Raw genomic sequence first — 22,648 nt, 5'->3', positions numbered from 1 at the left:
GGGGTCTCGCTGGCCTTAGCCGACGACGCCCATGATGTCGGATTCTTTCATGATCAGGAGGTCTTCGCCGTTGAGCTTGACCTCGGTGCCGGACCACTTGCCGAAGAGGACGCGGTCGCCGGCCTTGACGTCGAGCGGCACGACCTTGCCGGCTTCGTCACGGGCGCCGGAGCCGACGGCGACGATCTCGCCTTCCTGGGGCTTTTCCTTGGCCGTATCCGGGATGATGATGCCACCGGCGGTCTTGGCTTCGGACTCCACCCGGCGTACCACGACGCGATCGTGCAGGGGACGGAAGTTCACAGCTGCCATGTTCGTTTGAACCCTTCTTGGACGATACGGCCGGACCCCTGAAGGCGTCCGGCTCGAAGCATTTGGCACTCCCCGAGGGAGAGTGCTAACAACCGGGAGATAGTGCGAGCGGACCCTCCGTGTCAAGACTTCGTGAGGATCCATGCCGCAGATCGAGGCCGGTAACGATGCCGCTCAGCCGCTTCGGCTTGACCATCCGGCGGCCCGCCTCTATCGCCACCTGACCCCCTCGGAGAGCCTGACGATCATGGACATGTCGACGAAAAGCCCGGCCCGCCGGATCGATTCCCTCGGGGATGTCACCGGCGGCTACGACGCGATCTTCTGCGACGTCTGGGGCGTGGTGCATGACGGCCTGACCAAGAAGCGCCCCGCCGAGGCGGCGCTGGCGGCCGCGCGGCAGGCAGGCCTCAAGGTGGTGCTGCTGACCAACGCGCCGCGACCCGCCGCCGCGGTGGCCGCCCAGCTCGACACGCTGGACTTCTCGCGCGACGCCTATGACGCCATCGTCACCTCGGGCGACGCCACCGTCGCACTGCTCGATGAACTCGGCGGCCCGATCTTCCACGTCGGTCCGGCGCGTGATTTCGACCTCTTCGAGGGGACAGGACTCGAAAAGGTCGACGAAGCAGACGCCCACGCCGTCGTCACCACCGGACTGTTCGACGACGATACCGAGACGCCGGCCGATTACGCCGACATGCTCGCCCGGCTTGCCGCCCGCAGCCTGCCGATGGTCTGCGCCAACCCCGACATCGTGGTCAACCGCGGCGACCGGCTGGTTTTCTGCGCCGGCGCCCTTGGCCGCGACTACGCGGCGCTTGGGGGCACCGTGCGGCTCGCGGGCAAGCCGCACCAGCCGATCTACGATCTGGCCGCCCGCGTCATCGGCGGCATCGACCGCTCGCGCATTCTCGCCATCGGCGACGGGCTGATGACCGACATTGCCGGGGCCAATCGCTTCGGCATCGATGTGCTGCTGATCACCGAGGGCATTCACGGCGCCGAACTCGGCGGCCCGGACGCCGCCTCGCACACCATTGCCGCCATGCTGGCGGAAAAGGGCCTCGCCGCCAATTACCTGATGGCGGATCTGCAGTGAGCCGAGGCGGGCTCGCGCGGCTGTCGTCTGTTGAGGACCTCCCGGCCGAGCTGGCGGGCGGCATCGTGGCCGTCGGCAATTTCGACGGTGTGCATCGCGGCCACCAGGCGGTCTTCGCCGCGGCCCGGCAGATCGCCAAGGCCGAGCGGCGGCCGCTGGTCTGCCTGACCTTCGAGCCGCACCCGCGCACCGTCTTCAACCACGACCGGCCGGTGGCCCGGCTGACGCCTGCGCCGATGAAGGCGCGCCTGCTGGAGGCACTCGGCTTCGACGCGGTGGTCGAGCAGCCCTTCGACGGCGCCTTCGCATCGCTCGATCCTGATCGGTTCGTGAAAGACGTGCTGGTCGACAGCCTGCAGGCCAGCCACGTCGTCGCCGGCTTCGATTTCCATTACGGTGCCAGGCGTGGCGGCACGCCCGAGACGCTCGCCGCGGCCGGGCAGCGCAGCGGCTTCGGCACGACCCTGGTGCCGGCGCTGGTCGATGTCGGCGGCGAGACCGTCTCCTCCAGCCGCATCCGGACGCTGCTGGCGCACGGCGAGGTCGACGCGGCGGCGGCTCTGTTCGGTTATCGCTGGACTATCCGCGGCACCATCGGCAAGGGCGCGCAGATCGGCCGCACGCTCGGCTACCCCACCGCCAACATGACGATCGAGCCGGAGACGCTGCTGGCGCACGGCATCTACGCGGTACGCCTGCGCCGCGCCGACGGCAGCCTGCATGATGGTGTCGCGAGCTTCGGCCGCCGCCCGACCTTCGACGACGGCGCGGCGCTGTTCGAGACCTTCCTGTTCGACTTCTCGGGCGACCTCTACGACGAGACGGTCGACGTCTCGCTCGTCGCCTATCTGCGGGGCGAGGAGCGCTTCGACAGTGCCGCGGCGCTGGTCGCGCAGATGGACCGCGACAGTCTCGCGGCGAAGGCGGTGCTGTCCGCGATGCGTCCGCTCAGCGATCTCGATCGGACCATCGCTTTCTGAGGCGTTTCTCACGCCTGTCGTCGTCCGGCGTCGCGTGCCCCAGCATGAGGGCGAAGCCGATCTGCACGCCGGCAAATGTCAGGCCGAGCAGATAGACCAGCAGCGCGAAGGCGAGCAATCCGATATCGGAGGCGCGAAGGACCGTGCCGAAGCGGCCGATATCGGCCAGCGCCAGTGCCGAGACGAAGAAGGCGGCGGCGGCGAAGCCGATCAGCGCATTGCGAAGCAGGAAACGGAGCAGTTCCGGCATGGCGGTCACCGCGTGGGGCGGGGCGTCGGCGCCCGCCTGCCCAACCGGACATAGGTTCCGCAGGCCGGACGGCAATCGCGTCTTCGGTAGTGCTCGCCCGGCAGCAATCCGCCATTCTTTCCTTCGCCGCGCGGAGTTGCTAAAGCCAGCCCCATGTTGGGTCCGTGCATATCGCCTGTCGCGAGACGAATTAGCCGCCCGTCCTTCTGATCGGCTCGCCCGAGTCGGGGAAGGACCGGGACGCTTCGCCTGTCCGCGCCTGACACTCCATTTCTCGCGCCGCCTCTTTCGCGCGGCGAACGACACGGTTGAACCGCATCATGTCCGACACCGATACCAAGCCCGGCTCGCAGCCCGCCCCCGCCGACGCCGTCGACTATTCCAAGACGCTTTTCCTGCCCGAGACGGAATTCCCGATGCGGGCGGGCCTGCCGCAGGCCGAGCCCGCCTGGATCGCGCAGTGGGATGCGATGGACCTCTACGGCACGCTGCGAAAGGCCTCAGCCGGCCGGCCGAAATACGTGCTGCATGACGGCCCGCCCTACGCCAACGGCAACCTCCATATCGGCCACGCGCTGAACAAGATCCTCAAGGACGTCATCACCCGCTCGTTCCAGATGCGCGGCTACGACGCCAATTACGTGCCGGGCTGGGACTGCCACGGCCTGCCGATCGAGTGGAAGATCGAGGAAGCCTACCGCGCCAAGGGCCGCAACAAGGACGAAGTCCCGGTCAACGAGTTCCGCCAGGAATGCCGCGAGTTCGCCGCTCACTGGGTGGGCGTGCAGTCCGCCGAGTTCCGCCGCCTCGGCGTCGAGGGCGACTTCAAGAACCCGTATCTGACCATGGCCTTCAAGGCGGAGTCGGTGATCGCCGGCGAACTGCTGAAATTCGCCATGTCCGGCCAGCTCTATCGCGGCTCCAAGCCGGTCATGTGGTCGGTGGTCGAGAAGACGGCACTCGCCGAGGCCGAGGTCGAATACGCCGACCACGAGAGCGACACGATCTGGGCGAAGTTTCCGGTGGCCCAGGCTATCTACACAGAAGCGCAGTGGGTTTCCCCGTCCGACTCGGAAATGCGTGAGCTGGCCAAGACGGTCGCCGATAAACAGGCATCAATCCGTCAGGCATTCGTCGTAATCTGGACGACGACGCCCTGGACTATTCCCGGAAATCGGGCCGTCGCCTATTCACCGCGTATCTCCTACGGACTCTACGAGGTCACCGCGGCGGAGAACGATTTCGGCTCTCAGCCCGGCGAGAAGTTGATCTTGGCCGATGCACTAGCCGAAGAGGTCTTCAAGAAAGCTAAGCTGGGCTTCCAACGACTATTCGACGTTCCGGCTCGAACGATGTCGACCATGACGCTCCAGCATCCGCTCAATGGAGTGGGGGGCGGCTACGGCTTCCCCGTGCCGCTGCTCGAGGGCGACCACGTCACCGAGGAGGCCGGCACCGGCTTCGTCCACACCGCGCCCGGCCACGGGCGGGAGGATTTCGACGCCTGGATGGCGGCGCGGCGCGGCCTGGAAGCGCGCGGCATCGACACGGCGATCCCCTTCACCGTCGACGATGACGGATTCTATACGAAGGACGTGCCGGGCTTCGGCCCGGATGCGCCGGAAGGCCCGGCCCGCGTCATCGACGACAAGGGCAAGAAGGGCGACGCCAACAAGCGCATCATCGACGCGCTGATCGCTTCGGGCAATCTCCTCGCCCGCGGCCGGCTGAAGCATTCCTACCCGCATAGCTGGCGTTCGAAGAAGCCGGTGATCTTCCGCAACACGCCGCAATGGTTCGTCCACATGGACAAGGACCTCGGTGGCTATGGGATCAATGCGGGCGTGACGGCCCCAGCCGACGACACGCTGCGCGGCCGCGCGTTGAAGGCGATCGAGGAAACCCGCTTCGTGCCGGCCTCCGGCCAGAACCGGCTGCGCGGCATGATCGCCGACCGGCCGGACTGGGTGCTGTCGCGCCAGCGTGCGTGGGGCGTGCCGATCTGCGTCTTTGCCGATGCCGACGGCGAGATCCTCAAGGACGACGCTGTCAACGCCCGCATTCTCGAAGCCTTCAACGAGGAGGGCGCCGATGCCTGGTTCGCCGAGGGCGCCAAGGAGCGCTTCCTCGGCAACGAGCACGATGGCGCCAAGTGGACAATGGTCCGCGACATTCTCGACGTCTGGTTCGATTCGGGCTCGACCCACGCCTTCTGCCTTGAGAAGCGCCCGGACCTGAAATGGCCCGCCGACCTCTATCTGGAAGGCTCCGACCAGCATCGCGGCTGGTTCCACTCCTCGCTGCTGGAAAGCTGCGGCACCCGCGGCCGGGCGCCCTATGACGCCGTCCTCACCCATGGCTTCGTCATGGACGAGGAGGGGCGCAAGATGTCGAAGTCGCTGGGCAACGTCGTGACGCCCCAGGACGTCATCAAGCAGTCCGGCGCCGACATCCTGCGGCTCTGGGTAGTGTCCTCGGACTATTCGGAGGATCTGCGCCTCGGCAAGGCGATCCTGCAGACCAATATCGACTCCTATCGCAAGCTGCGGAACACGCTGCGCTGGATGCTCGGCACGCTCGCCCACGACCACGGCGAGACGGTGGACTTCGCCGACATGCCGGAACTCGAGCGGCTGATGCTGCACCGGCTGGCCGAGCTCGACGAGATCGTGCGCAAGGGCTACGATTCCTTCGACTTCAAGCGGATCAGCCGGACCCTGCTCGACTTCATCGTGGTCGAGCTCTCGGCCTTCTACTTCGATGTCCGCAAGGACTCGCTCTATTGCGATCCGCCGTCGGCGACGCGCCGCAAGGCATCGCTGCAGGTGGTGCGCATCATCTTCGACCGGCTGGTGACCTGGCTCGCGCCGATGCTGCCCTTCACCATGGAGGAGGCCTGGCTGTCGCGTTATCCGGACGCGAAGTCGGTGCATCTGGAGCAGTTCCTGCCCGTCGATCCCGCCTGGCGCGACGACGCGCTGGCGGCACGCTGGCAGAAGCTGCGCCGGGTCCGGCGCGTCGTGATGGGCGCGCTGGAGGAGAAGCGGCGCGACAAGATCATCGGCTCGTCGCTGGAGGCAGCGCCGGTGGTTCATGTCGCCGACCCCGAGCTGCGGGCGCTGGCAGCCTCCGTCGACTTCGCCGAGATCGCCATCACCAGCGGCCTGACCATCTCGGCCGAACCCGCGCCGGAGGGGGCCTTCACGCTCGCCGACACGCCGGGGATCGCGGTCGTCTTCCACAAGGCCGAGGGGCGCAAATGCGCACGGTCCTGGAAGATCACCGACGATGTCGGCGCCGATCCGGAATACCCGGACGTCACGGCCCGCGACGCCGAGGCGCTGCGCGAGCTGAAAGCGCTCGGGTTGCTGACCGCGGCATGAGGGATACGGCAAGGCAGGCAAGGCCGGTGAAGCGGGCCTTGCTTGCCAAGGTCCGGCGCGCGTCCTAAGACACGGCTCGGAATTTCGCCAGATTTGCCTGTCATGGGCGGGTTTCGATCGTCCGGGTCGAGGGGATGGGCCCGAACGAACACTGATCGGCTTAGGGGGCCGCAAGCGATGACTTCAACCACCATGCGAAGGGCTTTCTGCGCCGCGACGCTGCTTGCGACTGCCCCGGCGCTGACCGGTTGTCTCGGCCCCACCTACGGGACCGGCAAAACACAGGGCGAAACCTTGTTCGACGATCTCAACAACGTCGTGTCCCTCGGCGGCAGCAAGACCGGCGAGATCGCCTACAGCCCGCGTCCCGAACTGGTTCGCCCGGAAAACACTTCCGTGCTGCCGGCGCCGCAGCCAACCCGCAACACGACGAGCGACCCGAACTGGCCGGAGTCGCCCGAGCAGCGCGCCGCGCGCCGCCAGGCCGCCGCCTACCAGGGTGACGGGCCGGTGCCGGCGGACGTTGCCTCCGCCCGCAAGGAGGGCGTGACGCAGGCCTATCTCGATCGCACGAGGGGCAGCGGCTATACGTTCACCAACGATGACGACCCGCAGATCCTCTCGCCGGACGAATTGAAAAGCCGCGGCGCGTTGATGCGCGAGCGTCTGCAGGCTTCGCAGCAGGGCAGCCCCACCCAGCGCCGCTACCTCAGCGAGCCACCGCTCGACTATCGCAAGCCCGCCGCCACCGCTCCCGTTGGCGAGCCGGGCCTCGACGAGAGCGTCAAGGAACGGCGCATTCGCGGCGCCAGCAGTGACGGCCTCGGCACCAAGATCCGCAACCTCTTGCCGTTCTGATCGACCGGTTACGCGTCAGCGCCGTCGGCGAAAGAACTCCCTGAGCAGCGTCGCGCTCGCCGTCTCCGCGATGCCGGAATAGACGTCCGGCGCGTGATGGCAGGTCGGCTGCGCGAAGAAGCGCGGGCCGGATTCCACCGCGCCGCCCTTGGCATCGACAGCCCCGAAATACAGCCGGCGGATCCGGGCGAAGGAGATCGCCGCGGCGCACATGGCGCAGGGCTCCAGCGTCACGTAGAGGTCGCAGCCGGTGAGGCGCTCCGAGCCGAGCGCGGTGCAGGCCGCCCGGATCGCCAGCATCTCGGCATGCGCCGTGGGATCGTTGCGCGCGCGGGTCTCGTTGCCGGCCTCAGCCAGCACCACGCCGTCCTTGACGATGATCGCGCCGACGGGCGTCTCGTCCCGCTCGGCGGCCAGGCGCGCCGCCGCGACGGCCATATCCATGAAATTCGCGCCTGCCACGCTGCGGTTCCTCTCGCTCGTTTGCCGGCGACCTGTTAGAGCACCAGCCAAACGCTGGATCGGCGCGTCTGCCGTCGATGGTCCGGACAGCTTCGGCTGTCGCCGTGATTTCACCGGAGCGGCCAGCCGATCCGATACAATTTTGACCCCAAAGGGCTTTGACGGCCGTGAGGCTGCCAGCAAGGGCGAATACCATGAGCGATACGACGAACGGCGACGACAGGAAAGGCCGCGGCCCCGGTGGCAAGGGCGGCCGCGGCGGCAAGCCCGGCGACGGTCCGCGCCGGCCATCGGGCGGCAAGCCGGCTGGCGGCAGGGGCGGTGACCGTGGCGAGCGGCCATCGCGCGCCGCGCCGAAGGACGGCCCAGCCCGCCCGCCGCGCGGCAATGACCGGCCCCGTGACAACGACCGGCCCCGCGCCGAGCGTCCGGCTCGTGCCGAGGGCGACCGCCCGAAATCCTTCCGACCGCGGCCGGACGGTGACTCACGGCCCCGTGACGGCGACGGCGGCGGCAAGCCGGCGTTCAAGCCGCGCAGCCGCGGCATGCTTTCGCATGGCGGCAGCGCCGGGGAGGGGCGGCCGGAGCGGCCGCGCAGCTACGGCCGCCTGCAGCACGACGGTCCGAAGGACGAGCGCAAGGCCCGCCCGATGAGCGACGACCGCAAGTCGCGCGCGTCGAGCAGCGATGCGCGCGACAGCGGGCCCAAGCGGCCGCCGCGGGTGGCGGCGGAGGTCGATGCGACGGGGTCGATGCGCATCGCCCGCCGTCTCGCCCGCGCCGGCATCGCCTCGCGCCGCGACGCCGAGGGGATGATCGCCGACGGCCGCGTCCGGGTGAACGGCAAGGTGCTCGACACCCCGGCGCTCGACGTGACCGGTCAGGACATCATCGAGGTTGACGGCTCGCCCTTGCCGGCGATCGAGCGCACCCGCCTCTGGCTGTTCCACAAGCCGGCTGGCACCGTCACCACCAACCGCGATCCGGAAGGCCGGCCGACGGTGTTCGAACGGCTGCCGGGCGACATGCCGCGGGTCCTGTCGATCGGCCGGCTCGACATCAGCACCGAGGGGCTGCTGCTGCTGACCAACGATGGCGGCCTCGCCCGGGTGCTGGAGCTGCCGTCCACCGGCTGGCTGCGCCGCTACCGCGTACGGGCGCATGGCACGATCAACCAGGCCAAGCTCGACGAGCTGCGCCAGGGCATCGCCATCGACGGGGTCTTCTACGGCGCCATCGAGGCGACGCTGGACCGCGAGCAGGGCGCCAACGTCTGGCTGACGCTCGGCCTTCGCGAGGGCAAGAACCGCGAGGTCAAGCGCGTGCTCGGCCATCTCGGCCTCGACGTGAACCGGCTGATCCGCTTGTCGTTCGGGCCGTTCCAGCTGGGCGACCTGAAGGAAGGCGCCGTCCAGGAGATCAAGGGAAAGATGCTGCGCGAGCAGCTGGGCGAGCGGCTGATCGAGGAGGCGGGCGCCGACTTCGAGGCGCCGGTGACAAACGTCTTCTCCAACAAGCCGGTCCAGGCCGAGGAGCCGGGCCCGGATCTGCGCCCGAAGCGCCGCGGCGACTGGGTGTCGGCCAGCGAGACGGCACCGAACAAGAAGAAGGTTCGCGAGGCGAAGCGCGATGATGCGCTCGGCCGGCTCGACACGCGCTCGCCGCGCGGTGAACGCGACGACCGATCCGCCCGCAAGCCGGCCGGCGGCCGGCCGGAGCGCGGCGAGCGGCCGGGACGTCCCGAGCGCGGTGCGCGCGACGAGGGAGACCGGCGGACGGGCAGCCGTTTCGACGGACCGAAGAAGTCCTTCGGCGATCGCGATGCCGGCGGTGACGATCGGTCATCGGCGAAGAAGCCGTTCGGCGAGCCTAAACGTTCGGCCAACGTCTGGATCGCGCCGGGCGCCAGGCCGCTCGGGGCCCGCAACGCGCAGGCAGCGCAGAACCGCGCGGCTGGCGAGCGTCCCGGCAGCGACCGCCCGTCCCGGGGCCGTCCGTCGCCGACCGATCCGAGCAAGCGCGCCGGCAAGCCGGGTGGCCGGCCGAAGCCGGGCGGCGCGCCGCCCCGGCGTCCCCGGAAGGACTGACGCATGCGCATCGTCGGCGGTGAATATCGCGGGCGCCGCCTGGCGACGCCGGCCGGCGACGCGATCCGGCCGACCAGCGACCGCTATCGCGAGACGCTGTTCAACATGCTCGGCCATCGGGCGGGGTTCGTTCTGGACGGGGCGCGGGTGCTGGACCTGTTTTCCGGCACCGGTGCGCTGGGGCTCGAGGCGCTGTCGCGCGGCGCCAGATTCTGCCTGTTCGTGGAGGAAAGCACCGAGGGCCGCGGCCTCATCCGCCAGAATGTCGAGACGTTCGGCCTGCAGGGCCGCTCGCGGATCTTCCGCCGCGACGCGACGCGGCTCGGCCCGTCCGGCGCGGTCGAGCCCTTCGACCTGCTCCTGGCCGATCCACCCTATGGCAAGCGGCTGGGAGAGGCCGCGCTCGCCTCGGCGCTGGCCGGCGGCTGGCTGAAGCCGGGCGCCGTCGTGGTGCTGGAGGAAGCCGCAACCGCGCCGTTCGACGTACCGCCGGGGCTGCGGCTCGAGGAAGCGCGCGCCATGGGCGAGACAGTTCTGCGGTTCCTCGTGGCGGACGCGAACGCGGCTGACGGCGACCTAACTAAACCGTAATTGGCCTCGACTCCTGCGATCCGCCAATATGCGGCTCACCAAAGGGCGACCGCGTCCGGCAGATGCGGACGAGACGCAAAAGCGAGGCACCCCCGACGATGACTGATTTTTCGCGAAAGTACCGCCTGTCGGCGAGCGTGCTGGCCCTGGCGCTGGTCCTGCCGTTGTCGCCCGCCGCATGGGCCGAGACGGTTGCCGCGCCGGCAAGCGAAACGACCGCCCCGCAGCCCGCCGCAGCGGCCGAGAGCACCGAAGCCAAGCAGGACGCCGCAGAGGTATCATCCTTCACGCTCGAGAACGGCCTGCAGGTCGTGGTCCTGCCCGACCACCGCGCGCCGATCGTCACGCAGATGGTCTACTACCGCGTCGGTGCGGCCGACGAGGCCCCCGGCGAGAGCGGCATCGCCCACTATCTCGAGCACCTGATGTTCAAGGGCACGACCAGCCATCCGGAGGGCGAATTCTCGGGTGCCGTCGCCGATCTCGGCGGGCAGGAGAACGCCTTCACCTCGTCCGACTACACCGGCTACTACCAGCAGGTGCCGGCCGAGGCGCTGGAAATGGTGATGGAATTCGAGGCCGACCGGATGGCTAACCTGGTCCTGTCGGAAGAAGCCGTCCTGCCGGAGCGTGACGTCATCCTGGAAGAGCGCCGGATGCGGGTCGACAACGACCCGTCCTCGCAGCTCCAAGAGATCGTCCAGGCGACGATGTTCCAGAACAGCCCCTACGGCACGCCGGTCATCGGCTGGCGCTCGGAGATCGAGCAGCTCACCCGCGACGATGCCATCGCCTTCTACGACAAGTATTACACGCCCAACAACGCCATCCTGCTGGTCGCCGGCGACGTCACCGAGGCGGAGGTGCGCCGGCTCGCCGAGAAGACCTACGGCAAGGTCGAGCGCCGTGCCGAGCCGGGCGAGCGGTTCCGTGCCGCAGAGCCCGAGCCGCTGGCGGAACGGACCGTGACGCTGGCCGATCCGCGCGTCACCCAGCCATCGGTCCAGACGCTCTACCTGGTCCCTTCGGACACCACGGCCGAGGGCGGCGAAGCAGAGGCGCTCGATATTCTCTCCGATATCCTGGGCGGCGGCACGACCAGCCGGCTCTACCGATCGCTCGTCGTCGACAAGGGCATCGCTGCCCAGACCGGCGCCTATTACGGCGGCACGGCCCTCAAGGAGGGGCAGTTCGCCGTCTATGGCACGCCGCGCGGCGAGGCGAACATCGATGAGGTCGAATCCGCGATCGAGGCCGAGATCACCGACATCGTCGAGAACGGCGTCGACCAGGAAGAACTCGAGCAGGCCAAGAATCGGGTCCGCAAGAACCTCATCTATCTGCGCGACAGCCAGACAGCGATGGCACGCCGCTACGCCGCGGCCTTGTCGACGGGCCGCACGATCGCCGATGTCGAGGCGTGGCCGGATCGCATCGAGGCGGTGACCGTCGACCAGGTCAACGCCGTGGCGCGCAAATATCTGCAACCGAAGCGTTCGGTGACCGGCTATCTGCTGCCGGAAGCCTCAGCCGACACCCGCTCCTGATGTTCAGCATCGCCCGAAGGATCAGACCGTTGAAGCCATTCGCCCACACTGTCGCCGTGCTCGGCCTGACGCTGACCGCCGCCGCCATGGCGGCGTTTCCCGCCGCCGCCGTCGAGATCGAGGAAGTCACCAGCCCGGGCGGGATCAAGGCCCTCTTGGTCGAGGACTACACCAACCCGCTGATCGCCATGAAATTCGCCTTCAAGGGCGCGGGCTCGACGCAGGATGAAGACGGCAAGGAAGGCACCGCCAACCTGATGTCCGGACTGCTCGACGAAGGCGCCGGGGACATCGAGAGCCAGGACTTCCAGGCGCGGCTCGACGATCTCGGCGTGTCGCTGAGCTACGACGCCAGCCTCGATGATTTCACCGGCAATTTCCGCACCATCACCGAGTTCGGCGACGAGGCCTTCGACCTCCTGCGCCTGTCGGTCAACCAGCCGCGCTTCGACGACGAGCCGGTGGCACGCATCCGGGGCCAGATCGCCGCCGGCATCGTCGCCGACGAGAACGACCCCGGCCAGCTGGCCGGCGAGGCCTTCCGCAACACGGTCTTTGCGGACCATCCCTATGCGCGCCCCAGCGAAGGCACGCTGGAGAGCCTGGCGACAGTGATGGCGCCCGACCTGAAGGAATTTCGCGACCGCACCTTTGCGCGCGACAATCTCTATGTCGGCGTCGTCGGCGCGATCAGCCCGGAAGAGCTGGGCGCCAAGCTCGACGAAGTGTTCGGCGACCTGCCGGAGACGGCCGAACTCAAGGACGTGCCGAATATCGATCCGGTTACCGGCAAGACCGTCGCCGTTGATCTGGCGGTGCCGCAGACGACGATCCAGATGGCGCTTCCCGGCGTCATGCGCGACGACGAGGACTTCTTCGCCGCCTATCTGATGAACCATGTCCTCGGCGGTGGCAGCTTCACCTCGCGCCTTTACCGGGAGATCCGCGAGAAGCGTGGCCTCGCCTATGGCGCCGGCTCCTGGCTCGCGAGCTACGACCACGCGGCGCTGCTCGGCATCAACACCGCGACGCGCGCCGATGCGGCCGAGGAAAGCATCCGGATCATCCGCGAGGAACTGACTCGCATGGCGGAGGAGGGGCCGACCGAGGAAGAACTCGCCAAGGCCAAGACCTACGTCACGGGCTCTTACGCGATCCAGAACCTCGACTCGTCGCTGGCTATCGCTTCGACCCTCGTCGGCATCCAGCTCGACGATCTCGGCATCGACTACATCGAACGCCGCAAGGACCTCATCGACGCGGTGACCATAGACGATGTCAAGGAAATGGCCCGGCGGCTGCTGTCCGTCGAGCCGACGGTCATCACGGTCGGCCCCGCCGGAGCCTGAGGCGGTGAGCGACGTCGCGCTGGCGCTCGGTGGCGGCGGCGCCCGCGGCATTGCCCATATCCACGTCCTCGAGGCGCTGGACGAGCTGGGTGTCGTGCCGAGCCGTATCGTCGGCTCGTCCATCGGCGCGGTCATGGCGGCGGGCTATGCCGCCGGCATGTCGGGCGCCGATATAAGGGGGTTCGCGCTCGAGACGTTCGCCCGCAAGCGCGAGGTGCTGGCCGGGCTTTGGCGGACCCGGCCGCTCAGCTTCAAGGATTTCGTCGAGGAAGGCGGGTTCCGGCTCGGCCAGCTCAACGCCAGGCGGGTGCTTGCCGCCTTCCTGCCCGCTGACCTGCCGCCGCATTTCGAGGATCTGCGCATTCCGCTCGGCGTGATGGCGACGGATTTCTACGAGCGGCTCGAATGCGAGATCGATTCCGGCGACCTGCTCAGCGCGCTTGCCGCATCCTGCGCGCTGCCGGCGATCTTCCGGCCGGTCCGCCGCAAGGGTCGCGTGCTGATCGACGGCGGCATCTTCAACCCGCTGCCCTTCGACCGGCTCTGCGACAGGGCCGACATCGTCATCGCGGTCGACGTCAATGGCGGCCCGGAGGGCGACGGCAGCGGCCTGCCGACACCCATGGAAGCGATGTTCGGCGCAACGCAGCTGATGATGCAGTCGATCATCGACACCAAGCTCAAGCTCCGCGCGCCCGACCTTCTGCTTCGCCCGCCGGTCGACCACTACCGCGTGCTGGACTTCCTGCTGACGCGGCAGATTCTCGACGAAACCGCGTCCTTCAAGGAGGATGCCAAGCGGGCCATCGACCGGTTGCTCGGCGAAACGCCCGGCTACCGGCCTGTTGCCCCAAAGCCTGAAGCAGGCGCGTCGACCGCCTGACAGAAGCACTCGCTGCGTGTCACGTCAGATCGAGGCGACGCTTGCCGCGAGGACGGCACCCGGGAACCTGCCCAGCGGAAGCCATGCGTTCAGTGGGTCTGTCGCGCCACTTCCTCCAGGAAACGCATCAGGCCCGTCTCGACCCGCGTGAGCCCCTCGCGCTGCCGTCCCTTCAACAGGTCGATCGGGAGCCGTTCCGCCTCGAAGGCTTCGACGATCTCCGGGTGGACGTAGGACGAGCGCGCCACCGCCGGCGTGTTGCGCAGTACCTTCGACACGGAGCGCATCGCCTTGGCCACGGCCCGTTTACGCTTGGCCTCGGTATCGGCGCCATCTGTTTCCTCGATGAGGTAGCGCAGCGCCTCGGCCGAGCCGTGGAAGGTGCGAAAATCCTTCGCCGAGATGCGGGCCTCGGCTGCCTCCCGCAGATAGTCGTTGAGCAGATTGGCGGTCAGTTCGCGCTGCTTCTTCTTGCCGTCGGGAAACCGGAACAGCCGCTGGCCCTTGCCCTCGCGCACCCGTTGCAGCGAGCGCACCAACGCCTTGTCGGCGATCTCGATGCGGTTTTCCTTATGGGACTTGCCGACGAATTTCAGTACCGCGACGTTCTTGACGATACGCAGGTTCTGCTTGCGCAGCGAGGCGACGCCGCGACCGCCGTCTTCGGCGTATTTCTCGTGCCCGGGCCGCATCGCCGCGACGTCGATCAGGCGCGTCGCCAGGGCCGAGGTGCTGAGGCGGTCCACGGTGCGGCGTTTCAGGTCCTTGGCGGTCCGGCGCCGCAGCCGCGGCAGCGCGCGACCGAAGCGCAGCAGGCGCTCGGTCTTCACGGCGTTGCGGACGTTCACCCAGTCGTCGTGATAGCGATATTGCAGCCGGCCCTTCTCGTCGCGACCGATCGCCTGGATATGGCCGTTCTCCTCGACGCAGATCCGCACGTCGGTCCAGGCCGGCGGGATCACCAGCGCCCTCAACCGCGCCTTGAGGCGCTTGTCGGCGATCTTCTCGCCGTTGCATAGGCAGATCTTGTAGCCCTTGCCGCTGGGCCGCCGTTCGATCGCGAACAGCTCGGGATCGACCATGGTCAGGCCAAAGCGTTCGGCGTGCTGGGCAAGTTTCAGGTTCATGAAGGGCAGGCACCGCAACCGGAAATGGTCGCGGCGTGAACGCCGCCTTTGGCGCGCTGGTTCCTCTCCCGGACGCGCCGAATGGTTGGCCGGGCACACGGAGAACTACCGGTATGCGATCACCCCGACCGCGTCTTGTAGGCGGCGAGCCGCTTCAGGGAGAACGGTCGACCCGGTCGCCTGCGGCGAGAAGACGCGCCGTCGGTGGCGGGGTCCCGCGGCTCGTCGTCGCCGGCCGGCCGCTCCACCGCCTGGGCCGTCTGGCGCGGCTTGACCAGAGGCTCCGGCGTTACCGGGCGTGTCGTCACCATGTCGTTGCCGGCATAGAGACCCTCGACTTCCTGCAGCTTCAGCCGCTCGATGTCGCGGGCCCGCACGTCCTCGACGATGCGCTCGGCCAGCGCGTCGTCGATGCCGAGCCCGGTCAGTGTCTCGCCGCCGAACACCAGGGCCGATTCCACCGTCTCGCGGATCTCGAAGTCGACGCCACGCGCCCGCAGCGACAGCGCGTGGGCGCGATCATAGGAGCGCACGTAGAGGCTGACATTGGGAAATTCCGAGCGGATGAGATCGACGATGCGGTCGGTGGTCTCCCGCTTGTTGGTGCAGACGGCGACCAGTCGTGCCTTGCGGATTCCCGCGGCCTCCAGCACCTCCTTGCGCATGCCGGAGCCGAAATAGATGCGGAAGCCGAAGCGGGTGGCGTTGCGGATGCGCTCGGCCGAGGAATCGAGGATCGTTACGTCGATGCCGCTCGACAGCATCACCTGGGCGACGATCTGGCCGAAGCGCGAGAAGCCGATCATCAGGACTTCGGAACCGGCGCCGTCGAAATCTTCATCGAGGGTCTCCGCCTCGCTACCCCGCGTCGCCAGCCGGCCGAAATAGGTCGCCAGCGGGGTCAGGGCCATCGACAGCGTGACGATGGCGATGAGCAGCGAGGCGGTCTCGATCGAGAAGATCCCGATTGCCGCGGCGGCGCTGAACAGCACGAAGCCGAATTCCCCTGCCTGGGCGAGCAGGGTCGACACGCGCGCCGCCGTCGCGTGGGTCTCCCCGAAGCCGCGTCCGAGCCAATAGAGCAGGACGGCCTTGACGATCATCAGGAGCGGCGTCGCGACGAGGATCGCCAGCCAGTATTGCGCGATCCCCGCCAGATCCAGAGACAGGCCGACGCCGATGAAGAACAGGCCGAGCAGCAGGCCGCGGAACGGCTCGATATTGGCCTCGAGCTCGTGCCGGTAGGTCGATTCCGCCAGAAGGACGCCGGCGATGAAGGCCCCCATCGCCATCGAGAAGCCGGCCGCCGCCATCAGCAGCGCCGACCCGAGCACGACGAGCAGCGCCGCGCCGAGCATCACCTCGCGCGCCCCGGAGGTCGCGACGATCCGGAACAGCGGGTTGAGGCAGTAGCGCCCGACGAGGACGAGGGCGACGACGGCACCGATGGAGATCGCCACCTGGACCGGGTCGAAACCGGTGTCCTGTGCGAACGGGGCGAGGAACGGCAGCAGCGCCAGCAGCGGCACGACCGCCAGATCCTGGAACAGCAGCACCGAAAAGCCGGTCTCGCCGTGCCGCGTGTTGGTCTCGCCCGCCTCTTCGAGCAGCTGCAGCCCGAAGGCGGTCGACGACAGAGCAAGGCCGAAGCCGATGACGATGGCGGCGTGCCAGTCCTGTTCGAATGCATAGGCCGCGGCGCCGAGAACCGCCCCAGTCACCAGCACCTGCGCCAGGCCGACGCCGAAGATCTGCCGCCGCAGCGCCCAGAGGCGGCCGGCCTTCAGCTCCAGCCCGATGATGAACAGCAGGAAGACGACGCCCAGTTCGCCGACATGCAGGATCTCCTCGCCGTCGAGCACGAGCCGCAGCACCGGCCCCATGACGATGCCGGCGGCGAGATAACCGAGCACGGTACCGAGCCCGATCCACTTGAACAGGGTGGCGGCGACGATGCCGCCGCCGAGAAGGATCAGGATCTCGAGGAACAGGGGGGTGGAAGCTTCCAAGGCGGGTCTCGTCCGGGCGCGGCGTTGATCGACCGAGGGGTTGCTGACGCGACCCGCATCTTGATGGCTGTCGCGTCGCACAATAGATGGTCTTCATACGAAAACCAGCAGGCACAATCATGGACAATGACACGGCGCGGCTCCTGACGGTCGCCGAGCGGCTCATCGAGACCGCACGAAGGGCCGGCGCGGACGCGAGCGACGTGGCGGTAATGCGCTCCTTCGGCCGCTCGGCCTCGGTGCGCCTCGGCAAGGTCGAGGACACCGAAAGCGCCGAAAGCGAGGGAATAGCCCTCCGGGTCTTTGTCGGGCGCCGCGTCGCCACGGTCTCGGCCGACATCGCGTCGGACACCGAGCGCCTCGCCGAGCGCGCCGTCGCCATGGCCAGGGTATCGCCGGAGGACGCGTTTGCCGGCCTCGCCGATCCGGCAAGGCTCGCCAGCGACGACCTCGACCTCGATCTCTACGATCCGACCGAGATCGCGGCGGGCGACATGGTCGACCAGGCAATGGCGATGGAGGACGCGGCGCGTGCCGTTGCCGGTGTCACCAACTCCGGCGGCGCGTCGGTCTCGGCCGGCGCCTCGGGCCTGGTGCTGGCGACCTCCACCGGTTTCGCCGGACAGCGGATGCGCTCGGGCTTTTCCCGCTCGGTCAGCGTCATCGCCGGCGAAGGCGTCGGCATGCAGCGCGATTACGACTTCGACTCCCGCATCCATGCGGCAGACCTCGATTCACCCGCGGCGATCGGCCAGCGTGCCGGCGAGCGGACCGTCCGCCGCGTGGCGCCCGGCAAGGTGCCGACCGGACGCTATCCGGTGATCTTCGATCCGCGCATCGCCCGCGGCCTGATCGGCAGCCTGGTCTCGGCGATCAACGGCGCGGCGATTGCCCGCGGCACGAGCTTCCTCAAGGATCGGATGGGCTCGGCGGTGCTGCCGGCGTCGTTCACGGTCACCGACGAGCCGCTGCTGCGCCGGCGGCCGGGATCACGACCCTTCGACGGTGAAGGCGTGCGTGGCGAGACGCTCTGCCTCGTGCGCGACGGCATCCTCGAGAGCTGGATCCTCGATTCGGCGACGGCTCGCGAGCTGGGGCTCGAGACCAACGGCCGCGGCTCACGCTCGGCCGGCGGCGTTTCACCATCATCCAGCAACGTCATCGTCTCGGCCGGCACAATGACGCCTGCGGAACTCGTCCGCGACACCTTCTCGGGGCTCTATATCGACGAGTTGATCGGCCACGGCGCCGATCTCGTCACCGGCGACTACAGCCGCGGCGCGTCAGGATTCCTGATCGAGAACGGCGCGATCACCACGCCGGTCTCGGAAATGACGATCGCCGGCAATCTGAAGGACATGCTGCTGTCGCTCACCGCCGCGAACGATCGCGACGAACGCTTCTCGATCGTCGCGCCGACGCTGCGGATCGATACCATGACCGTCGCAGGGCGATGAATTGACCGGTTTCGCTGAAGATCTGGCGCTGATCAGCCAGGCCGCGAAGGCGGCCGGCGATCTTGCCATGCGCTATTTCCGCCAAGACCCGAAGGTCTGGTGGAAGGAAGGCGATTCGCCGGTCAGCGAGGCCGATTACGCCGTCGACGCGCTGCTGAAGCAGACCCTGCTCGACGCGCGGCCGGGCTATGGCTGGCTGTCGGAAGAGATGCAGTCCGCCGACCTCCAGGATGTCGGGTCGGCGCGCTTCTTCGTCGTCGATCCGATCGACGGCACGCGAGCCTTCCTGCGCGGCGAGGACACCTGGTGCGTTTCGGTGGCGGTGGTCGAGAACGGCCGGCCCGTCGCCGGAGTCATCGCGGCGACCGCGCTGGGCGAGCATTTCGAGGTGACGGCCGACACGCCGACGCGGATGAACGGCGTGGTCTGCAGGGCCTCGTCACCCGGCCCGGACGATGCGCTGCGGCTGGCGGTCCCCGACAGCATGCGCAAGCGCCTGCACGAGGCCGCGGGCGACGGTGTGCTGCTGGAAAAAGCCGTGCCGTCGCTGGCCTATCGCCTGGCGCTGGTCGCCGCCGGACGGATCGACGGCACGCTGGTGCGCCCGCGCGCCAACGACTGGGATATCGCGGCCGCCGACCTGCTGATCGAGCGGGCCGGTGGGCTCTTGTCCGATCGTCATGGGGCTGCCAGCCTTTACAGGAGCCGTGGCAAGAGGCATGGCCTGTTGGTCGCGTCGTCGCTGAGCGCCCGGGATCGGGTGCGCCGGCTTGCCGACGTGATACCCGATCGAACCGAGACCTGAGCAAGGACTGTCGCCATGGATGATCAAGCGCCGAAGCAGCTTCTCCATCTCGTCTTCGGCGGTGAGCTGAAGGACCTCCGGGAAGTCGAGTTCAAGGATCTGGAAAGCCTTGATATCGTCGGAATTTTCCCGGACTACGCGTCTGCTCTCTCGGCCTGGCGCAGCAAGGCACAACAGTCCGTGGACAACGCCTCGATGCGCTATTTCATTGTTCACATGCACCGGCTGCTGAGCCCCGGCCAGGCGTGACCGATCCGATTGCCGCGAGTGCCTACCGCCATGACGGGTGAGATCATGGCCGATGACAGGATCGGAATGCAGACTGGTTCGCCCGAACGTCCCCCCGTCCGCAGGCGATGGCGCAAGTCCCTGCGACGGGGTCTTCGCCGGGTCATCCGCGGCCGCTTTGCCACGTCGGTCCTCGGGGCGATCATCTATCTCGGCCTGCGTTTCGTCCATGCCACGCAGCGCAAGGCGGCAGGGTCCAGCGACTGGCGCGGCGACCTGACCCGGACGCATCCTGCCATCGTCGCCCTGTGGCACGGGCAGCACCTGCTGGCACCGTTCTTCCGGCCGGTCGAACTGCCCTATGTCGCGCTGCTGTCGCGCAGCAGCGACGCCGAGTTGAATGCCAATGTCGTCGAGCGCTTCGGGATCGACACCGTGCGCGGCTCCGGCGGCCGCGCCGGTGCCGATGGGTCCCAGAAAGGCGGCGCGCGGGCGCTGATCGCGCTGCGCCGACGCCTTGCGGACAGGATCGGCGTCTGCATGATCGCCGACGTCCCGAAGGGAACGCCCCGCGAGGCGGGGCAGGGCATTGTCATGCTCGCCCGGATCTCCGGGCGGCCGGTCCTGCCGAGCGCTGCGGTGACCAGCCGTCGCTACGTCGTGAAGAGTTCCTGGGACAGGACGGCCCTGCCGCTTCCCTTCGGCCGGATCGCCGTGGTGGTCGGCGAGCCGATCCACGTCCCCGCCGATGCGGACGAGGCCGTCATGGAGGCCAAGCGGCACGAGATTACCCGGGCGATCGAAGCGGCGAATGTCGTCGCGGAGCGCCTGGCGCGAGGCGCCGCGTGAGTGATCCGCTCGCCCGTGCCGCCCTGGTCGCATACCGGCTCGCCGGGGCGCTCGCCTATCCGCTGCTCGGCCCCTATGTCGGCTACCGTGTGTCGCGCGGCAAGGAGGATTCCGGCCGTCGCCGCGAGCGCTACGGCTATGCCAGCGTCGCCCGCCCGGAAACCGGCCCGCTGGTCTGGGTCCATGCCGCCAGCGTCGGCGAAAGCGTCGCCGTGGCGCCGCTTGTCCGCGCCATCGCCGCCGACGGGATCAACGTCGTCATCACCACCGGCACCATGACCTCGGCGAGGCTCGTCGACGAGCGGCTGTCGGACTGCGCCGTGCACCAGTATGTCCCGCTCGACCTCAAGCCCTCGGTCGGACGCTTCCTCGACCATTGGCGCCCGGACGTCGCGATCGTCGCCGAGAGCGAGATCTGGCCGATGACGCTGCTCGAACTCGCGCGGCGCCGCATCCCGCAGGTCCTGGTCAATGGCCGCCTGTCGGATCGCTCGTTCAAGCGCTGGAAATCAGCGCCCTGGATGGCCGAGGCCCTGCTCGAGAAACTGGCCCATGTCGTGGCGCAATCGGAGGTCGATGGCGAGCGCTTCCGCCTTCTCGGCGCGCACGCCGTGACGGTCGCCGGCAATCTCAAGGCCGATTCCCTGCCCCCGCCCTGCGTCGCGGAGGAACTGGCTGACCTGCGGCAGGCTTTCGGCAACCGGCCGCGCTGGGCAGCCCTCTCGACCCACGCCGGCGAGGAGGAACTCGTCGCTTCCGCCCACAAGCGCATCGCCGAGCGCCATCCGGGCCTGCTGACGATCCTCGTGCCGAGGCATGCCGAGCGCGGCGACGCGATCGAGAAGCTGCTGACCGATGCCGGGCTGGTCGTGGCCCGTCGCAGCCGCGGCGAGGTGCCGGACCACACGACCGATATCTTCCTCGGCGACACGACCGGCGAGATGGGGCTCTATCTGCGGCTGACCGAGATCGCCTTTCTCGGCAAGTCGCTGGCCGGCGAGGGCGGGCAGAACCCGCTCGAGGCAGCGATGCTGGGGACGGCAGTGTTGTCCGGCCGCTACGTCCAGAATTTCCGCGATTCCTACCAGCGTCTCCTGAAGAACGGCGGCGCTCGCATCGTCCGGGACGGCGACGCGCTCTCGGCGCATGTCGAGCAGCTGCTGGACGAGCCGAAGACGCTGCACCGGATGGCCGACGCCGCCGGCGAGACGGTCGAGGAAATGCGTGGCGCCCTGTCGCGCACCATGCAGGCGCTGCAGCCGTTCCTGCACCCGTTGAAACTGTCGATCGGGCTCGAGCAGCGGGGCCAGGCCGCCTGGCGGCGATGATGCACCGCGAGACGCCGCCATTCTGGTGGCAGGAGCGGTCCATCGCGGCGCGGCTGCTGGCCCCGGCGGCCTACATCTACGGGCGCGTTGCCGGCCGCAATCTGGCAAAGGGCACACGCGCCGATGTCGGCGTGCCGGTTCTGTGCGTCGGCAATTTCACCGTCGGCGGCGGCGGCAAGACGCCGACGGCGATGGCGCTGGGAAAGGCGGCCAAGGAAGCGGGCTTCACGCCGGGGTTCGTCTCACGCGGCTATGGTCGGGCCGGTCGCACGGCGGTGCTCGTCGATCCAGCGCATCATTCGGCGGCGGAAGTCGGTGACGAGCCGCTGCTGCTGGCGACGGTGGCACCGACGGCGGTCGCGGCCGATCGCAAGCGTGCCGCCGCGATGCTCCGCGCCGAGCGGGGCGTCGATTTCATCATCATGGATGACGGCTTCCAGAGCGCCCACCTGCAGATCGACTACGCCCTGATCGCGGTGGATGCGCGGCGCGGTCTCGGCAACGGCGCGGTGATTCCGGCAGGGCCGCTGCGGGCGCCGCTCCTCGACCAGATCCGCGCCGCCGACGCGCTGCTGGTGATCGGCCCCGGCGAGGCGGCGGACCCGCTCATCCGTCGCACGGCGCGGGCCAACAAACCGGTCTTCGAGGCAGCGATCACCGCGCCCGGCGGCGAGCGCTTCCGGGGCCTGCGGGTCCTCGCCTTCGCCGGCATCGCCGATCCCGGCAAGTTCTATGACAGCCTGGCCGGGCTGGGTGCCGAGATCGCCGAGACGAGGGACTTCCCCGACCACCATGTCTTCTCGAAGAGCGACATGGACGAGCTCTCGGCCGCCGCCTGGCGCTCCGGCCTGCAACTCGTGACCACCCGCAAGGACGCCGTCCGCCTGTCGACGGGCGGCGAGGCGACAAAGCTGTTCATGAAGGAATGCGAGGTGCTGGACGTGGTGCTCGGCTTCCTGCCGCCGAGCCTCGGCGCGCGTATCGTCCGCGATACGCAGCGTGCCTTCCGGCGGCGTAGATACGGCTGAACCTGAGTCTCTG

At 68.5% G+C, this 22,648-nt stretch carries 20 protein-coding genes; 15 read left to right on the top strand and 5 right to left on the bottom strand.

The genetic code is table 11. The features are described from left to right. Nucleotides 1–15: 15 nt before the first annotated feature. On the bottom strand, nt 16–312 hold the full coding sequence (groES, locus tag GTW51_RS05130) for a co-chaperone GroES (protein ID WP_163042826.1): 297 nt from the start codon (nt 310–312) through the stop codon (nt 16–18). 142 nt (nt 313–454) lie between these two features. Between groES and GTW51_RS05125 the strand changes: the two genes are divergently transcribed. After that, the gene (locus GTW51_RS05125) at nt 455–1,414 is read left to right on the top strand and encodes a TIGR01459 family HAD-type hydrolase (RefSeq protein WP_246232653.1); all 960 of its coding nucleotides are present in this window, start codon (nt 455–457) and stop codon (nt 1,412–1,414) included. Continuing rightward, on the top strand, nt 1,411–2,394 hold the full coding sequence (locus tag GTW51_RS05120; protein WP_163042825.1) for a bifunctional riboflavin kinase/FAD synthetase: 984 nt from the start codon (nt 1,411–1,413) through the stop codon (nt 2,392–2,394). The genes GTW51_RS05125 and GTW51_RS05120 overlap by 4 nt, the downstream gene beginning before the upstream one ends. Here GTW51_RS05120 and GTW51_RS05115 read toward each other — a convergent pair. Then, nucleotides 2,363–2,644: a hypothetical protein gene (locus tag GTW51_RS05115; protein WP_163042824.1), complete on the bottom strand. Its 282-nt coding sequence runs from the start codon at nt 2,642–2,644 to the stop codon at nt 2,363–2,365. The genes GTW51_RS05120 and GTW51_RS05115 overlap by 32 nt on opposite strands. A 320-nt stretch (nt 2,645–2,964) precedes the next feature. Between GTW51_RS05115 and ileS the strand changes: the two genes are divergently transcribed. Beyond that, nucleotides 2,965–6,027, top strand: coding sequence for an isoleucine--tRNA ligase (gene ileS, locus GTW51_RS05110; protein ID WP_163042823.1), 3,063 nt, complete (start codon nt 2,965–2,967; stop codon nt 6,025–6,027). 177 nt (nt 6,028–6,204) lie between these two features. Then, nucleotides 6,205–6,885: a hypothetical protein gene (locus GTW51_RS05105; protein ID WP_163042822.1), complete on the top strand. Its 681-nt coding sequence runs from the start codon at nt 6,205–6,207 to the stop codon at nt 6,883–6,885. Nucleotides 6,886–6,900: 15 nt separating this feature from the next. On the opposite strand, the gene GTW51_RS05100 is transcribed toward GTW51_RS05105, so the two are convergent. Continuing rightward, nucleotides 6,901–7,329, bottom strand: coding sequence for a nucleoside deaminase (locus tag GTW51_RS05100; protein ID WP_163043014.1), 429 nt, complete (start codon nt 7,327–7,329; stop codon nt 6,901–6,903). 212 nt (nt 7,330–7,541) lie between these two features. Between GTW51_RS05100 and GTW51_RS05095 the strand changes: the two genes are divergently transcribed. The 5 genes from GTW51_RS05095 to GTW51_RS05075 all read left to right on the top strand — a co-directional run bounded on the left by GTW51_RS05095 (nt 7,542) and on the right by GTW51_RS05075 (nt 13,804). Then, nucleotides 7,542–9,434: a pseudouridine synthase gene (locus tag GTW51_RS05095; protein WP_246232651.1), complete on the top strand. Its 1,893-nt coding sequence runs from the start codon at nt 7,542–7,544 to the stop codon at nt 9,432–9,434. A gap of 3 nt (nt 9,435–9,437) precedes the next feature. Beyond that, on the top strand, nt 9,438–10,025 hold the full coding sequence (gene rsmD / locus GTW51_RS05090) for a 16S rRNA (guanine(966)-N(2))-methyltransferase RsmD (RefSeq protein ID WP_163042821.1): 588 nt from the start codon (nt 9,438–9,440) through the stop codon (nt 10,023–10,025). Between the two features lie 98 nt (nt 10,026–10,123). Further along, nucleotides 10,124–11,572 carry a M16 family metallopeptidase gene (locus GTW51_RS05085; protein ID WP_163042820.1) on the top strand — a complete coding sequence of 483 codons (1,449 nt, stop codon included), beginning with the start codon at nt 10,124–10,126 and terminating at the stop codon, nt 11,570–11,572. Beyond that, the gene (locus GTW51_RS05080; RefSeq protein ID WP_163042819.1) at nt 11,572–12,921 is read left to right on the top strand and encodes a M16 family metallopeptidase; all 1,350 of its coding nucleotides are present in this window, start codon (nt 11,572–11,574) and stop codon (nt 12,919–12,921) included. Before GTW51_RS05085 ends, GTW51_RS05080 begins: the two co-directional genes overlap by 1 nt. A gap of 4 nt (nt 12,922–12,925) precedes the next feature. Next, nucleotides 12,926–13,804: a patatin-like phospholipase family protein gene (locus GTW51_RS05075; protein ID WP_343033912.1), complete on the top strand. Its 879-nt coding sequence runs from the start codon at nt 12,926–12,928 to the stop codon at nt 13,802–13,804. 89 nt (nt 13,805–13,893) lie between these two features. Here GTW51_RS05075 and GTW51_RS05070 read toward each other — a convergent pair whose 3' ends face one another. Further along, nucleotides 13,894–14,931, bottom strand: a complete 1,038-nt coding sequence (locus GTW51_RS05070; RefSeq protein WP_163042817.1) for a DNA topoisomerase IB — start codon at nt 14,929–14,931, stop codon at nt 13,894–13,896. A gap of 119 nt (nt 14,932–15,050) precedes the next feature. Continuing rightward, nucleotides 15,051–16,940: a monovalent cation:proton antiporter-2 (CPA2) family protein gene (locus GTW51_RS05065; RefSeq protein WP_163042816.1), complete on the bottom strand. Its 1,890-nt coding sequence runs from the start codon at nt 16,938–16,940 to the stop codon at nt 15,051–15,053. 119 nt (nt 16,941–17,059) lie between these two features. Here GTW51_RS05065 and GTW51_RS05060 point away from each other — a divergent pair, with 119 nt between their 5' ends. The 6 genes from GTW51_RS05060 to lpxK all read left to right on the top strand — a co-directional run bounded on the left by GTW51_RS05060 (nt 17,060) and on the right by lpxK (nt 22,635). Continuing rightward, nucleotides 17,060–18,397 carry a TldD/PmbA family protein gene (locus tag GTW51_RS05060; protein ID WP_163042815.1) on the top strand — a complete coding sequence of 446 codons (1,338 nt, stop codon included), beginning with the start codon at nt 17,060–17,062 and terminating at the stop codon, nt 18,395–18,397. A 1-nt stretch (nt 18,398) separates the two neighbouring features. Then, complete coding sequence (locus GTW51_RS05055) at nt 18,399–19,202, top strand: 3'(2'),5'-bisphosphate nucleotidase CysQ (protein ID WP_246232649.1); 804 nt, start codon at nt 18,399–18,401, stop codon at nt 19,200–19,202. 15 nt (nt 19,203–19,217) lie between these two features. Continuing rightward, nucleotides 19,218–19,451 carry a DUF4170 domain-containing protein gene (locus GTW51_RS05050; RefSeq protein WP_163042814.1) on the top strand — a complete coding sequence of 78 codons (234 nt, stop codon included), beginning with the start codon at nt 19,218–19,220 and terminating at the stop codon, nt 19,449–19,451. Nucleotides 19,452–19,517: 66 nt separating this feature from the next. Next, nucleotides 19,518–20,279: a lysophospholipid acyltransferase family protein gene (locus tag GTW51_RS05045; RefSeq protein ID WP_246232647.1), complete on the top strand. Its 762-nt coding sequence runs from the start codon at nt 19,518–19,520 to the stop codon at nt 20,277–20,279. After that, complete coding sequence (gene waaA / locus GTW51_RS05040) at nt 20,276–21,607, top strand: lipid IV(A) 3-deoxy-D-manno-octulosonic acid transferase (protein ID WP_163042812.1); 1,332 nt, start codon at nt 20,276–20,278, stop codon at nt 21,605–21,607. Before GTW51_RS05045 ends, waaA begins: the two co-directional genes overlap by 4 nt. Next, nucleotides 21,604–22,635 carry a tetraacyldisaccharide 4'-kinase gene (lpxK, locus tag GTW51_RS05035; RefSeq protein ID WP_163042811.1) on the top strand — a complete coding sequence of 344 codons (1,032 nt, stop codon included), beginning with the start codon at nt 21,604–21,606 and terminating at the stop codon, nt 22,633–22,635. The genes waaA and lpxK overlap by 4 nt, the downstream gene beginning before the upstream one ends. The last annotated feature ends 13 nt before the right edge of the window (nt 22,636–22,648 follow it).

This window comes from Aurantimonas aggregata (assembly GCF_010500835.1).
In the GTDB taxonomy this organism is placed as follows: domain Bacteria; phylum Pseudomonadota; class Alphaproteobacteria; order Rhizobiales; family Rhizobiaceae; genus Aurantimonas; species Aurantimonas aggregata.
Note: the sequence above shows the minus strand (reverse complement) of the source record. Positions and strands in the feature narration are given on the sequence as shown.